A 14091-nucleotide genomic window follows, 5' to 3' on the forward strand; every position below is an offset into this window, starting at 1 on the left:
ATCTCCATGGGCGGCGCTAATAGAAGTGATTCGCAAACGTGAGTAAATCTTATTTACATTTTATACATTTGCAATTTCAGATTTATGCGCAATCCACTGTCAGTGTTTTCTGCCCAGATTTCGCCGCCCTGCAATTGCACGACGCTGCGGGCAATCGACAAACCGAGGCCGAAGCCACTGCCGCCGGGGCGTGCGGCGTTGAGTCGGGTGAAGGGCTGAAAAATCTGTTCGAGCTTGTCGGGAGCGACGCCGGGCCCCTGGTCTTCGATCCACACGTACCAATAGGCGCCCTTGCTGACACCGGTGAATGTCACTGCGCCGTGTTGCGGTGAATGGCGGATGGCGTTGCGCAAGATGTTTTCCAGCGCCTGCGCCAGGCTGTTCAGGTTACCCATGACGCGACAGTCAGGGGGCAAATCACAGCGCAGACGCTCGATCGGCCAACCGCTCTCGAAGCTGGCGTCGCCACTTAACACCTCCCATAACTGGTCCAGCTCCACCGGCTCCAGCGCCAGGGCGGGGCGCTCGGTGTCCAGCCACACCAGCTCCAGCGTATCGCCGATCAATCGATCCATGCTCTGTACCTCACGTTCGAGGCGCTGGCGCATGGCATCCATGTCCGGTTCACGTTCACCGGTCACGCGCAGTCGGCTCAACGGCGTACGCAACTCATGGGACAAGTCACGCATCAGCCGACGCTGCAGCGCCAGGGTGTTTTCCAGGCGCTCGGCCATGTGATCGAAGGTTCGCCCCAGGTCGCCCAGCTCGTCGCGCCGCCGAGCCACCTGCGGCCCTGCGCGGGCCGACAGGTTGCCCGAGCTCAATGCTGCCGCCTGGCGGCGCAGGGTCACCACGGGGGCGATCAACACACGGTAGAGCAGGAAGCCGAGCAGCAGCGCCAAGCCCGCCGGCAGTACCCATTGCAGCAGCACCTCCCACACCCGCAAGTGCTCACGCGGGTTGAAACGATGCGGCAGCTCCATGACCAGACGCGCTTTGTCGTCGCTGAAAGGCACATAGAACGTTGGCCAGCCGTTTGGCCGTCCTACGGTCCAGTGAAGCGGACGGACAAAGTCGAGCTTACGACGCTCATGTTCATCCAGAGGCTGCGAAGACAATGATTGCTGGTGCTCATCGACGACGGCGGCCCACACCCGTTCCTGTTTGCGCAAGCTGTGCAGGAACTCGTCAACGCCTTGCGTGCCGCGTTCCCGCCACGCCGTTTCGGCCTGTTGTGCATAAGCGATATGGCTCTGCTTGGCCGGTTCGGAGAGGAGGGCGGTGGCATCCTTGAGACGCTTGCTCAGGTCGGCCTGCAAACTGATCACCAGCATGCACAAAAGCGCGAGCACGCCGACCAGTTGCCACAGCAGCGAGTGCCGGTTCGGCAGCCTCATGACTGCAACGGCGCCAGCACATACCCCATGCCGCGTATGGTCTCGACGCGCCCGGCGCTGTAACCGATGGCCTGCAATTTGCGACGAACCCGACTGACATGCATGTCCAGGCTGCGGTCATGTTGTGAGTGCGCCCGATGCATGACCTGTTGGTACAGAAAGGCTTTGCTCAACACCTCGCCGGGATGCTGAATGAGGATTTCCAGTACCCGGAATTCGGTGTTGGTCAGATCGGCCCAGCGGCCGTTGCGGCAAACATCCATGGCCTGCTGATCAAGTTCCAGTTGCGAATCGCTGCGCACTTTTACCTGGGCCTCGTGCTCGTAGGCCACGCGCCTCAGAATGGCATCGATGCGTACATCCATCTCCTGCATGCTGAATGGCTTGGGCAAGTAATCGTCCGCGCCCTGGCTGAAACCGGTTATCCGGTCCTGCTCGGCACCCAGCGCCGACATCAGGATGACCGGGACACGCTGGCACTGGCGCACTTGGGCGAGCACCTCCAGGCCACTGCTGCCGGGTAACATGATGTCCATCAGGATCAAATCGAAACCCTCGGAGCGCACCAGATGCAGAATGTCGTCTGCGTCGTGACGCAACGTGACCGAAAAGCCCCGCTGGCCCAGATGGCTATCCAGGTCGGCGGCAAGCACCGGATCATCCTCAATAGCCAGAATACGGATGGGCATATGGGAAGCAGAGGCGAATTGCATGGAGGGGCAGACCTGTGAATGAGAATTATTATGCATAATTCATTCTGACAAAAAATGTTGCACATTCCTAACCAAAGCAAGATTTTCGTCATGCAGATGTACGAGCTTTCAGCTTTCGGTCGCTCTGAAGGCGTCAGTACGTATGGACATACCCGGGCGCTCCAGCATTGAATGCAACGCCGGCAAGCAGGGCAAAGACAGGAAGACAGCAGGGCAGTTCAAGCCAGGTTAGCTCAAACAGGATGATCCTCTTCAACGTATGGGAGCGGCGCTTATTATCGATGCAGGCGGATTTTCTGCCTGGTCAGGTCGCAGCGAAAAGTGCCGCTATCACCGCGAACCGCATACAGGGTTGCTCTGTAAAACGACGATAGCCGTGAACAGTGCAAGTCGCGTAGTTTCCGGTACGCCCACGCCCAGCCGCGTTTGGATACCTTGGCCCTGTCCATGTTTTTACGCCTCCATGATTGGATCCAAAACAATAGCAAATAGCCATTAGCGGGTGATATAAGGACTTGAGTAAAAGTGTGTAAATTTTTCAGGCATCCGTCGGCAAGTCTCATGCGGCTCAAGCCAGCCGGGGCCCCTGTATGTACTTGCGTGTAGCCAGTGGAGCAGGCGCGGAACAGGCTTTTCAGTTATTGAGTCCAACCTGAGCTCCGGGTTATCCCGGGTCTGATCAACAGTTTTCTGCCTGAGCCCCTATTGTGGCCGGAGTAGCCATATCGATGATTTTGGTGGTTGAAGGCATCAGCGCCAGCGGTAAAACCACGTGGTGCACCCGGCATGGAGGGCCGCATGTGATTGCTGAGCACGGCCGTCTTGACGGTGTGCCGGAGCGTGCCAGTGATCCCGTCGCAGCCGCAGTTTTCTGGGCCGAGCGTAACGTCGATCGATGGCAGGCCGCGCTGGCTATGGAAGCCAGGGCTCCATGGGCGGTGTGCGACAGCGACCCGCTCAAGCTTCACTACCTGTGGTGCCTCTGGCAGATCGATGAAGCCAGCACAAACGACTGGCAAACAGAACTGGACGCCACCCGTGACACTGTCGCACAGGGGCGTATCGGCTTTGCAGACGCTTACATTGTCGGGCGCATAGACCCGCAACTGGCACGGCAGCGAGCCCGTGCAGACTCCACTCGGCGCAGAAGCAATTTCGAGCTGCATGTACGGCTGCAGCAGGCGTTACTGACCTGGTACGCAGCGATCGAGCACGTGCTGCCCGGCAGTGTGCACGTGGGCTTTCCTGCAAAAATGCCCGTTGCGCAACCACGTAATGACAGGTACCCGTTGGCGGCCTTTGACCGGATGATCGCATTGCTGCCCGGTAAGTAATCAGAGCTAACGCAGCAATGCCCACCACGCCCGCAATGCTGCTCAAGTATGGGAGCGGGCTTGCTCGCGATGTTCTTCATGGCGCCGCATTTACTCAGCTAATACGCGTCATCGTTGACGACCATCGCGAGCAAGCCCGCTCCCACAAAGGCAGAAATCGTTTAAATGAACAACAATGCCCACCACGCCCGGTCACTTACTCGCGTGCATCAAACGCCGCAGCGTATTTCACTACCCCGACAGGCAGCTCGCCAGTAAAGGACAGGGCCTGGAAGTATTCAGGGGGAACGTCGGGCAACTCAAGGCCGGGGTGGGCTTTAAACCCGAAGCGGCCGTAATAGGCAGGGTCGCCCAGCACAACGCAACCCGCTGCGCCCTGTTGCCGCAGCTGTTGCAGTGCGGCCCACATCAATGCCGAACCGATGCCCTTGCCCTGACGGTCAGGCCTTACACTGATCGGCCCCAGGCCATACCATCCGGTTACCCCGGACGAAATGCTGACAGGGGAAATGGCGACATGGCCGAGGATTTCGTCATGTTCTGCCGCCACCAGGGAGATGCTCAGTTGCCCGGTGCGCCGCAGTGCATTGACGATGAAATGCTCGGTGTGGCTTGAATACTCTTCGTTCCTGAACGCTGCCTCGGTCAGGCGACTGATGGCTTCGATGTCTTGCGGTCGTTCTTTGCTAATGGTCATGTGCATGTTCAACGTTTCGATGCCCATAAATACCTCGGATGGAGTCGGCAAGTGGCTGCCAGCGCATTGTGCATGCGTTCGTTGGCCCGTGCTGAGTGTGAGCAGCTTCGCTGCCTTCGGTGGGTTTCTATGAACGGTATGGCTTCAGGTGCTCAGGGGACGTGGACGAGTCGGCGGGGCTGGTGTACCAGCCGATGGAAAAGACCATGCCGACACCGCCCGCGTCTGCGCCGCAGGCAGGTTGATTGCAGCAGCTACCGGCCGGGGTTTGTATGAACTTACGGCGAGTGGCGAAAGCGCCCTGGGCGAGCTTGGCCTTGAGCCGCAAATGGGTAGTCCAGGACCTCGACAGCCGGGCGCTTGCAGTGACGCCCAAGGGGCGTAAAGCACTGGCTGGCCAATTTGGTTTGCAGTCTGAAATCCACGATGATGCGCTATCAGCCGCACAGGGCAGGGCTGTTAACGCCATTTATGGGGTGTTCTGACTTTTGCCCGTGGGAGCTTGACTGCGTCGCGGTTTTTTTCTGTCGAGGCTGCGTGGCCTGACAGCGGCCAGTTTTTTCTGAAAGGCAGGGCATTCAATATGACGGGGAGCGGGGCAGGCCGCTGCTCGCCTGAGCTCGTCGCGAATTGTGCTCAAGCGCTGGATGGTGCGATCAAGCTCGTCAGCTTTTTCTGCCAGCCGCTGGTGATCAATTTCGGGCTGACCGTCCGCCTTCAGCATGGCGGCGATATCGTCCAGTGAAAACCCCGAACACTGCCCCAGTGCGATCAACGACAGGCACTGAAGTACATCCGCACTGAACACACGGCTCAGACCCCGACGGCCTGTCGAGCGGATCAGCCCTTTTTCTTCGTAGTAGCGCAGGGTTGAGGGCGGCAGGCCGCAGCGCCGTGCCACTTCACCGATCTCCATTTCTTTCATGCTTGACCTCAAGTCGACTTGAACTTGCAGACTGCTCTGACCAGGCCGACAAAACAGGCTTAATGCAGAGGGTACAACATGCAAACAAGTGAGATGGTACTGCGTATTCTGTTGGTTGGCGTGGGGGCCACCTTGATCATGGACGCAGGCGCTTTAATTCGTGCACGGGTCTTTGGTATCCCGTCCCTTGACTATGGGCTCATCGGTCGTTGGCTGGGCCTCATGCGCCAGGGGCAGTTTCAGCATGCCTCGATTGTGGCTGCGCCGCGTGTCAGGCATGAGCGTCTGATCGGCTGGGTTTTTCATTACCTGACGGGCATTGTCTTCGCGTTGCTGCTGGTTGTACTCACGGGTGTGGAGTGGTTGTTCCATCCCACGCTGATGCCTGCATTGGCCGTGGGCTTGATCAGTATGGCGGCACCGTTTTTTATCTTGCAGCCCGCCTTCGGCTTCGGCATCGCTGCATCGAAGACGGCGGCTCCCTACGTGGCAAGGCGCCGAACCCTGATCACCCATCTGACGTTTGGCCTGGGGCTCTATGTCGCCGGGTGGCTGGTGCTGCTGCTCTATCCGACGCCGCATGCCTGAGGCGTTGCCCCGACCCGGCAGCGATGCGCCCATGAGGTACACAGCCACCTGAGCTGCCCAATGCTGGCGCATCCGCCTTGCACCAAAAACAGACCTGCCCGACCTAAGTAGAAGCATTTGGCCGTGTCTGTTTGACGATCTTTTCTCTAGATCGCGTTTTTTCTTCCTTCGTTAATTCATGGCATAGCGCTTGCTCTGGGACATCACCGGGCGCAGACATTTCTGTGGTCGGGCGATGCCGCATGCCGGGTTGTTCGTCATTCATTGCCTGCGTATTTCCCTTCGATGCAAAGGACTGGTCATGCAAGAGAAAGCAATGGTTGTGAGCCGACGCAAAGTACTCAACTGGATCGGCGTGACAGCAGGCGCCGCTGCGATGTATCAGGCGATGAGCTCATTGGGCTTTGCCGCAGAATCAAATTACCAGCGTGACTTCGCCTTGAGCGGCGCACCGAAAGGCACCCGCGTACTGATCCTTGGGGCCGGGCTGGCCGGCATGACCGCCGCCTACGAACTGCGCAAGGCCGGCTACCAGGTCAAGGTGCTGGAGTTCAATGCCAAACCCGGTGGGCGTTGCTGGACGTTGCGTGGCGGTGACCGCTTCACCGAGCTGGGCGGCGCTACCCAGCATTGCGAATTCGACAAGGGTCTGTACCTCAACCCCGGCCCTTGGCGCATCCCGTATCACCACCATGCGGTGCTCGACTACTGCCACAAATTCGGCGTCGCACTGGAGCCCTTTATTCAGGTCAACTACAACGCAATGGTGCACTCCACCAAGGCGTTTGGCGGCAAGCCGCAGCGTTATCGTGAAGTGCAGGCGGACTTTCAGGGGCATGTGGCCGAGTTGTTGAGCAAGGCCGTCAATCAGCACGGCCTGGATCAGGCACTGACCCGGGAAGACCGCGAACGCCTGCTGGAAGTGATGCGCAAATGGGGTGCGCTGGATGCCAGCAACGCCTACAAAAAATCCTTGGAGACCAGCATGCGCCGTGGCTTTGCCGTGGACGACGGTGGCGGCCTGATGCCCGAGGCAGTGGCGTCCGAGCCGATCGACTGCAAGGCGCTGCTGGATTCGAATCTGTGGCAAAGCATCGCCAGCGGCCAGGAATATGAATTCCAGAGCAGCATTTTCCAGCCCGTAGGCGGTATGGACATGATTGCCCAGGCCTTCCAGAAGCAGGTCAATGACCTGATCCATTACAACGCCAAGGTCACGCGCATCCAGCAAAACGACAAAGGCGTGACCGTGACCTATCAAAACAGCGACGGCAGCGGTGGGGCACAGCAGGAGCAGGCCGACTGGTGCGTGTGCACATTGCCGCTGTCGATCCTCGGGCAACTGCCGGTTGATGTCAGTGCACCGATGATGAGCGCGATCCGCGCCGTGCCTTACGAGTCTTCGATCAAGGTCGGACTGCAATTCAAGCGCCGGTTCTGGGAGCAGGACGAGCATATCTACGGCGGCATCAGTTACACCGATACGCCGATCAGCAAAATCAGCTACCCGAGCACCGACTATGGCAAGCAGGGCAAGGGCGTATTGCTCGGTGCCTATATCTGGGGGCCGAACGCTTATGAGTTCACTGCCATGAGCCCGCAAATGCGCGTGCAGAAAGCCGTTGAGTACGGTGCCCAGGTCCACCCCCAATACCCGGCAGAGTTCGAAAACGGCATTGCCGTCGGCTGGCACCGCGTGCCCTGGACCAACGGTTGCTATGGCCTGTGGACCCCTGAAACCCGCCAGCAGCATTACAAGAACCTGTGCCAGATTGACGGTCGCATCGTCCTTGCCGGTGAGCATGCTTCCTATATCCCGGCCTGGATGGAGGGCGCGATCCTGTCCTCCCAGGATGCGATCAAGCGTCTGCATACCCATATTATTGCCAGCGCGAAAGCGGCCTGAGCCAGGAGTTAGCCATGAGAATGACTTTAACCACCGCTACCCTGGCAGGCCTGCTGGTCAGTGCCACTGCGCTTGCTGAAGATGCACCCATGCTGTCCACCTCCGGCAAGTTCGATCAGGCCAGCGGCGAAGCTCTGTTCAATCAGGTCTGCCAGGGCTGCCATATGGCTGAAGGCCAGGGCTCCCACGGGGCGGGGGCCTACCCGGCGCTGGCTGCCAACCAGAAACTGGGGGCCAAGGTGTACCCGGTGTATATGGTGACATCAGGGCAGGGCGGTATGCCGGGTTTCAAGAAGTACATGGATGACCAGCAGATAGCCTCGGTGGTCAACTATGTACGGACTCATTTTGGCAATCACTATGCTGACTCCGTGACAGTGGAGGATGTTCAGGCGGTCACCCGACGCTGACAAGCAACCATGGACTGCGCGCTTTTTTCATGACCCTCAAGGAATACAAAAATGTCTAAAAAATTGATCCCCGCTTTTGTGTTGACCTCGGTGCTGGCCGGCCTGATGACTACCCAGGTCAACGCCGCAGAAGTGATCCGTCACAAGCTGCCCAACTCGGACTTCCCGATCTCTCTGGCCGTGGAAATTCCACCGGGTGTCACCGTGGTCAACCTCAGTGGCGTGGTGCCGCCTATTGCCGACAGCAAGGCCGATCCCAAGACCCTGGCGGCCTATGGCGACACCGAAGTGCAGACGGTCAACGTGCTGAAAAATATCGAGGCTACCCTCAAAAGCCTGGGCCTGAGCATGGGCGATGTGATCAAGATGCAGGTGTATCTGGTGGGCACGCCGGAAACCGGCAAAATGGATTTCGCCGGATTTATGAAGGGCTATACCCAGTTCTTCGGCACCAAGGCCCAGCCCAAGCTGCCAACCCGCTCGGCGTTCCAGGTAGCCGGCCTGGCCAACCCCAACTACCTGGTAGAGATCGAGGTGACGGCCGCCCGACCTTAACACCGGGCCAAGGGGCAGGCGCGAGCGCGCCTGCCTGTCAGGCTAGAAGCTGACTTCTCCAGTCAGGCGCAGCGTCCTTCCTTCTCCCCAACTCACACGCCGGGTGTTGCCGCCCGAAGCCACAAAGTAGCTGCGATCGGTCAGGTTGCTGGCGTTGAGCTGCAGTGAGGTTTCCTTGCCCAGCAGATGGCTGGTCTTCCAGGATGCAAAAGCATCCACCGTGGTGTAGTCCGGCAGCTCGAAAGAGTTGCTGATATCCCCTGCGCGCTTGCCCACATAACGGGCCCCGGAGCCCAGGCGCAAGCGCCCGGCGAAAATATCGGCCGGAACTTCATAGGTCAGGTAAGCCCCGCCCACATGACGGGCCACGTTGAACAGGCGGTTGCCCTCGGTTTGCCGGGTGTCCTTTTTGATCCGTGCATCGGTGTAGGCGTAGTTGGCGATGACGCTCCACTGCGCGTTCAGGCGTCCGCTCATGCTCCATTCCAGACCGTTTGACTGCACTTCACCGGCAATGCGCTGGATCATATTGCCGAACGCGTCGAGCTCGCCGGTGTTCTGTTGTACGTTCTTTTTCAGGATGTCGTACACCGCCAGCTGGCTGGTCCAGTCGCCGTTGTCATACTTCATGCCGACTTCGTACTGGCGGCCGGTTTCAGACTTGTAGGTGCCTTCGAACGTGGTGCCGGTTTCCATCTCATTGGGAGCGAATGACTGGCTGTAGTTGCCATACAGCGAGAGGTCGTCACGCATCTGATACACCAGCCCCAGGAAGGGCAAAAGCCTGGATTCGCCCTCATCGGTGGTTTGCTTGAAGTCCAGGCCCGCGCCAGAGTCGATCGAGTAATGCTGATAGCGCAGGCCCGGGGCCAGAATCCATTTTTCGCCCAGGTGGATAGTGTCTTTGACGTACAGTGACTGGCCCTTGATATGGCTTTTGCCGTTGGTGTTGGACGGGTTCACCTTACCCACCGGCGGCAGCAGGCCATACTGCGGGTCGGCCGGGTAGAAACCGCCGACATTGCTGCTTTGCAGGAAGTCGCCGTTGGCTTCGCGGCGGGTTTCATAGTCGACACCCGTGACCAGGTCGTGATCGATACCGAGCCAGGTCTTGTTACCAATCCAGTCCAGCGACAGGTAAGCGTTCTCCCGGTTGGCGCCCACGTTACGACGAAACCGCCGGGTCAGCTCGCCTGTTGCCGGGCGATATTCACTGGGGTCGGCCTGGTAGTCGTTGTAATGGTCATACACCCAGCCCGTGGTCAGGCGCACCCTGGAAGTGGGGTCGAGGCGGTACTCGGTGGTGGTGTTGAGCGACTGGCGCTGGCCTTGGGCGCGGGTCCATTTTTCGTCCAGGCGTTTGTCGCGGCTGCCCACATGATGGCCGTTGTAGAACAGCGCGCCACGGTCCAGGGTATTGCTGTAGTCGTTGTATTCATAAGCGGCGAGAAACGACAGATCGTCAGACTCGTAGGACAGCGAAGGGGCGACCAGTTTCGACTTGTTCTGACCAAAGTTGCGCCAGTAATCCTCGTCGCGGTTTTGCCCGATCAATCGAAAGGCGAACCCGCTGTCACCCAGCGGCCCGGTGACATCGAACCAGCCATCGCCACCGCCCTGATCGCTCAGGGTGCCGCCCAGTGTGCTGTTCCATTGGTACTGCGGTTTTTTCGTGATCACGTTGATCACTCCGCCGGGTTCCTGCATGCCGTAGAGCAGTGAAGCAGGGCCCTTGAGCATCTCCACGCGCTCGGTGGTGACACGTTGAAAGTTGCGGCCGATGGGCATGCGTACACCATCGCGCAATACGCCGCCATCATCGGAATTACCGAATCCGCGCTTGATAAAACTGTCCTGGGTGCCGCCGAAGTTATTGCTGACCACCACCCCGGGCATAAACTTGATCACGTCTTCGAGGGTTTGCGGTGCTTGATCCTTGAGTTGCTGACGGGTCACTGTATCGACCACTTGCGACTGCTGCAGAAAGGGCGTTTCAGTCTTGTCAGCCGTCGAGCTGTAGCCCGCACGGTAGTCCGTATCGTCTCCGGCAGATTGCACGCCGTCGACCTGAATACTGGGCAGTTGCATGGGCGCGTTTTCGCCCGCAAGCACCGTGCAACTGATCACCAGACCGGTACATACACCCAGTGGCACAAAGCCTGCCCGTTTGAATCCATGCTTCCTTTGCAACATCCGTAACACTCCACACCAATGACGGCAGATAACTGAACGCGCTGCCGAGAACCGGGCAATAAACGGTGCGAAGTTGTTGATGCTTCGCTGTTCAGTGCGTGGGTTGAAACGTCTATGACGCGCGTTTCAGACTCGGCAGCGGGGCTGAATCGTATCAGCAGCAGGAATGTTTATCATTTACTTTGGTGTTGCAGGCAGCGCACTACCACCAGTACTTGGGGTAACTGCCGCGGTGGCGTGTGTTATTCAGGCACCAGGCAACCACCACGATCACGATGGAGCCCGCCAGCACCGGGGTCAGCAGAAAAGACAGCGGCGCGCCGGTCATCAACACCACAATCGGGTTGGCCCCTGCCGGGGCATGCAGGGTACGGGACTGTTGCATGGCAACCAGAGCCAGCCCGACGGCCAACGCGCAGGCCCACCACGAATTGCCCAGGGTATGCAAAATAATCAGTCCGACCAGGGTGGATATGACATGCCCGCCGATGATGCTGCGTGGTTGAGCCAGCGGCGAGTCGGGGACGCCAAAGGCCAATACGCAACTGGCCCCCATTGAAGCCATAAGCCATGGAGTGCCTGACAGGTTGCTCAGCCAGCCAGTAGCACCAATGGCGATGACTGCACCCATAAACGATGTCAGCGTAAAACGCAGGGAGGGTGCGGCTGGCGCACCGGATATGAGCAGGCGACGTGCAGACATGGGAGTACTCGCGACGGGGGATGTGACAAAAGGATACCGATCGGTATACCTGCAAGTCAACCGATCGGTATACACTGTGTTGCATTCCACAGGAGGCCAGTACCCATGAGTACGTCTGATGCAATCACCCGCGCCGCCCTGCGCCTGTTCTATCGACAGGGTTTTCACGCCACCGGGGTGGAGCAGTTGAGCCAGGAGGCAGGCGTTACCAAGAAGACGCTATACCGGCATTTTTCCAGCAAGGACCATCTGGTCGAGGCAGCTCTGGAACTCCGCCACAACGAGTTCATGGCGAAAGTGCGAGCGGCAGTGGATGCGGTTGCGGTCTCACAGCGCCCGGCTGGCTACCTTGATTTCATAGCATCCTGGGTTCAGGAAGCGGATTTTTACGGCTGTGCCTTTATCAATGCATCCGCTGAATATGCCAGTCTGTCAGAGCAGCCACACAGGCTGGCGCACCAGCACAAGCAGGCCCTTCAGGCCTATCTTGAGGAAATATGTGCGCAAGCGGGCTATATGAATCCGCGCGTGGCAGCCATGCAGTTACTGCTGATCGGCGAGGGCCTGATCGTGTCCTGCCAGGTCAATGGTGCGTGCCCTGAGCTGATCATGGCGGGCAAGGAGATGCTGGTTTTGCTCAGTGCTCAACGGGCTGCTGACCCGGCGCAAAGAGCTCATCCAGCAAGCTGAACACGGTGCTTTTCACTGCGCTGTTGAGCTCCGTCCATGCCAGCCCGGTCGTTGCCCGGTAGCCCTGCAGTTCCAGCGGCCTGGAGATGACATTGGCGGGTAATGCGCGCCCGGCATTGGCCGGCAGCAAACCGACCCCCAACCCGGCAGAGACCAGCGCCAGCATGGTGGTGAACTCGCCCAGCTCGGTTGCATTTTGCAGATGCGCGCCCCGGTGGGTGAGCGCCTGCATCACTTCATCGTAAAAACCGGGGGCGTAGCGCCGGGCCAGGATAAACACCGGCAGCTGGCTCAGGTCGGTTGGGTGCAGGCTGGTGCAGGCCACCAGCGGATGGTCGCCGGGCAGGGCGACAATAAAGCTTTCCTGCAGCACTTCGCGGGTCTGGATGCCCGGGATGGTGGCCGGCAGACGCATCAGTCCGAAATCAAGCTGGCCGTTTTTCAGTGCCACGGCCTGATCCGGGCCCGGCATGTCCTTGAGTTCCAGTTCGATGCGCGGGAAGCGGGCATGCAGCGAGCGGATCAGCCTTGGCAGCAATTGGGGCAGTACCGAGGATACAAAACCAAAGCGTACCCGGCCGATTTCGCCGCGCCCGCACGCCCTGGCCACATCCGCGGCATGGGCCGACTGGTAGAGCGTGGCCCTGGCTTCGGGCAGGAAGAGAGTGCCCACTTCGGTCAGTGCCACCGAGTGCCGGTTACGCTCGAACAAACGCACCCCCAGCTCTTCTTCAAGCATTTTGATCTGCATGCTCAGGGCCGGTTGCACGATGGACAGCCGTTGCGCGGCGCGGCCGAAGTGCAGCTCTTCGGCCAGGGTCACAAATGATCGCAGGTGTTTGATTTCCACAGAGCACTCCAGGCTATGCAACGACGTCATGGCGAAGCGCATGGTAATGGATCACGGGCAGTTTTAGCCAAGCACGACAATGTGCTGCTGCGCAAAAAGACGCGCACGGCGCGAGCGGACGTTGGACAATGGCTGTTTTAACTCAAGCGAGTGATCACTTATGTCGCAACACGACCTGACTTTCATCCCTGATCCTGATGCGGACTCCATCTCTTCGGATGTTGCCGGCTTTGCGGGTTTGCTGGTTTCGACGCAGATTCCAACCCGTGCGGATGGCAGCCTGGAACTGGGCGGGATTGTCGAGCAGAGCGAATGTACATTGCAGGCGCTCAAGCTGGCGCTGGAGAAGGCGGGCAGCTCGATGGAGCGGGTGTTGCACCTGACCATTTACCTGACTGATATGGCTGATCGGGCAGCGTTCAATGAAGTATACAAGCGATTTTTTGCCAAGCCTTGGCCGGTGCGGGCAGCTGTGGGCGTGGCCGAGCTGGCCGTTGCGGGGATGCGGGTTGAAGTGACGGCCATGGCGGCCAAGGGCTGATAACAAGGCGAAGGGGTTGAAAGCCCCTCGCCCTGACCCTCTCCCAAAGGGCGAGGGTCAAACCCAGTGCACAGGCGAGTCGAGGTAAAGGTGTGTTTGCTTTTGTGCCACAAAGGGGCTGTCGAGCGTGCCCAGTGCTATGGAAATCCAGTCGGCAAATTCACCTTCGCTGCGTGACCAGAACAGGGTCGAACCGCACTGAGAGCAGAACTCGCGCAGCACTGACGGCGAAGAAGAGTAGGCCGTGATCCTGTCCGCCCCTTGGACTATCCGCAATGCGCTGCGCGCAATGCTGGCATAGGAGGCGAATGCTGCGCCATGGCCTTTGCGGCACTGTCCGCAATGGCAATGACTCACTGCTTTTGGCGTTGTGAGCAGTTCATAACGGACCGCTGCACACAGGCAGCTTCCTTGATATCGCCCTGTCATGGGTCGTCCCTGTGTTTGAGCAAATGCTGACATTAGCACCTCGATGCAATCCGTTGGATGTCACTGTGAGAGAGGCGGACGTCCGGATTTTGACGCCAAAAATGCCACATAAAATGGTAATTTGGCCATTGCTTTGCTATCAGGCTATGATCAAGGCGAT

The 14091-nt window shown here is 59.0% G+C and carries 15 protein-coding genes and 1 pseudogene; 8 read left to right on the forward strand and 8 right to left on the reverse strand.

Features of this window, described 5'->3' with window-relative positions:
* Positions 1-53: 53 nt before the first annotated feature.
* Together EQV96_RS21545 and EQV96_RS21550 are read right to left on the reverse strand one after the other, a co-directional pair.
* Entirely contained in the window at positions 54-1397 is a 1344-nt protein-coding gene (locus tag EQV96_RS21545) for a histidine kinase sensor domain-containing protein (protein ID WP_095020733.1), read from the reverse strand.
* Positions 1394-2110, reverse strand: a complete 717-nt coding sequence (locus EQV96_RS21550) for a response regulator transcription factor (protein WP_095025363.1) — start codon at positions 2108-2110, stop codon at positions 1394-1396. The genes EQV96_RS21545 and EQV96_RS21550 overlap by 4 nt, the downstream gene beginning before the upstream one ends.
* Before the next feature lie 728 nt (positions 2111-2838).
* Between EQV96_RS21550 and EQV96_RS21555 the strand changes: the two genes are divergently transcribed.
* The gene (locus EQV96_RS21555; RefSeq protein WP_095025364.1) at positions 2839-3444 is read left to right on the forward strand and encodes a hypothetical protein; all 606 of its coding nucleotides are present in this window, start codon (positions 2839-2841) and stop codon (positions 3442-3444) included.
* 196 nt (positions 3445-3640) lie between these two features.
* Here EQV96_RS21555 and EQV96_RS21560 read toward each other — a convergent pair whose 3' ends face one another.
* Positions 3641-4147, reverse strand: coding sequence for an N-acetyltransferase (locus tag EQV96_RS21560; protein ID WP_095020785.1), 507 nt, complete (start codon positions 4145-4147; stop codon positions 3641-3643).
* Positions 4148-4245: 98 nt separating this feature from the next.
* On the opposite strand from EQV96_RS21560, the pseudogene EQV96_RS21565 reads away from it, so the two are divergent.
* Positions 4246-4386 (forward strand): annotated as a pseudogene (locus EQV96_RS21565) (GNAT family N-acetyltransferase); the annotation flags it as partial.
* A 224-nt stretch (positions 4387-4610) separates the two neighbouring features.
* On the opposite strand, the gene EQV96_RS21570 reads toward EQV96_RS21565, so the two are convergent.
* Positions 4611-5066: a helix-turn-helix domain-containing protein gene (locus tag EQV96_RS21570; protein WP_095002869.1), complete on the reverse strand. Its 456-nt coding sequence runs from the start codon at positions 5064-5066 to the stop codon at positions 4611-4613.
* 78 nt (positions 5067-5144) lie between these two features.
* Between EQV96_RS21570 and EQV96_RS21575 the strand changes: the two genes are divergently transcribed.
* The 4 genes from EQV96_RS21575 to EQV96_RS21590 all read left to right on the forward strand — a co-directional run bounded on the left by EQV96_RS21575 (position 5145) and on the right by EQV96_RS21590 (position 8525).
* Complete coding sequence (locus tag EQV96_RS21575) at positions 5145-5654, forward strand: DUF2938 domain-containing protein (RefSeq protein ID WP_240882383.1); 510 nt, start codon at positions 5145-5147, stop codon at positions 5652-5654.
* Between the two features lie 376 nt (positions 5655-6030).
* Positions 6031-7560 carry a flavin monoamine oxidase family protein gene (locus EQV96_RS21580; RefSeq protein ID WP_095020784.1) on the forward strand — a complete coding sequence of 510 codons (1530 nt, stop codon included), beginning with the start codon at positions 6031-6033 and terminating at the stop codon, positions 7558-7560.
* Positions 7561-7574: 14 nt separating this feature from the next.
* Positions 7575-7970, forward strand: coding sequence for a cytochrome c (locus EQV96_RS21585; RefSeq protein ID WP_238705514.1), 396 nt, complete (start codon positions 7575-7577; stop codon positions 7968-7970).
* Positions 7971-8021: 51 nt separating this feature from the next.
* Complete coding sequence (locus EQV96_RS21590; protein WP_095002866.1) at positions 8022-8525, forward strand: RidA family protein; 504 nt, start codon at positions 8022-8024, stop codon at positions 8523-8525.
* A gap of 42 nt (positions 8526-8567) precedes the next feature.
* On the opposite strand, the gene EQV96_RS21595 is transcribed toward EQV96_RS21590, so the two are convergent.
* Both EQV96_RS21595 and EQV96_RS21600 read right to left on the reverse strand, forming a co-directional pair.
* Positions 8568-10718 (reverse strand): TonB-dependent receptor, encoded by a 2151-nt coding sequence (locus tag EQV96_RS21595; protein WP_095020729.1) that lies wholly within the window; start codon positions 10716-10718, stop codon positions 8568-8570.
* 202 nt (positions 10719-10920) lie between these two features.
* Positions 10921-11421 carry an HPP family protein gene (locus tag EQV96_RS21600; protein ID WP_095025369.1) on the reverse strand — a complete coding sequence of 167 codons (501 nt, stop codon included), beginning with the start codon at positions 11419-11421 and terminating at the stop codon, positions 10921-10923.
* Positions 11422-11526: 105 nt separating this feature from the next.
* On the opposite strand from EQV96_RS21600, the gene EQV96_RS21605 reads away from it, so the two are divergent.
* Positions 11527-12111, forward strand: coding sequence for a TetR/AcrR family transcriptional regulator (locus EQV96_RS21605; protein WP_095018624.1), 585 nt, complete (start codon positions 11527-11529; stop codon positions 12109-12111).
* Here the strand turns inward: EQV96_RS21605 and EQV96_RS21610 are convergent.
* Positions 12059-12961: a LysR family transcriptional regulator gene (locus EQV96_RS21610; RefSeq protein ID WP_095020727.1), complete on the reverse strand. Its 903-nt coding sequence runs from the start codon at positions 12959-12961 to the stop codon at positions 12059-12061. The two genes, EQV96_RS21605 and EQV96_RS21610, sit on opposite strands and share 53 nt — an antisense overlap.
* A 160-nt stretch (positions 12962-13121) precedes the next feature.
* Between EQV96_RS21610 and EQV96_RS21615 the strand changes: the two genes are divergently transcribed.
* On the forward strand, positions 13122-13502 hold the full coding sequence (locus EQV96_RS21615; protein WP_095002861.1) for a RidA family protein: 381 nt from the start codon (positions 13122-13124) through the stop codon (positions 13500-13502).
* 57 nt (positions 13503-13559) lie between these two features.
* Here EQV96_RS21615 and EQV96_RS21620 read toward each other — a convergent pair whose 3' ends face one another.
* Positions 13560-13931, reverse strand: coding sequence for a GFA family protein (locus tag EQV96_RS21620; protein ID WP_095002860.1), 372 nt, complete (start codon positions 13929-13931; stop codon positions 13560-13562).
* Positions 13932-14091: the final 160 nt, after the last annotated feature.

The sequence above is a fragment of the Pseudomonas sp. TMW22080 genome (genome assembly GCF_022496745.1).
In the GTDB taxonomy this organism is placed as follows: Bacteria; Pseudomonadota; Gammaproteobacteria; order Pseudomonadales; family Pseudomonadaceae; genus Aquipseudomonas; species Aquipseudomonas bubulae.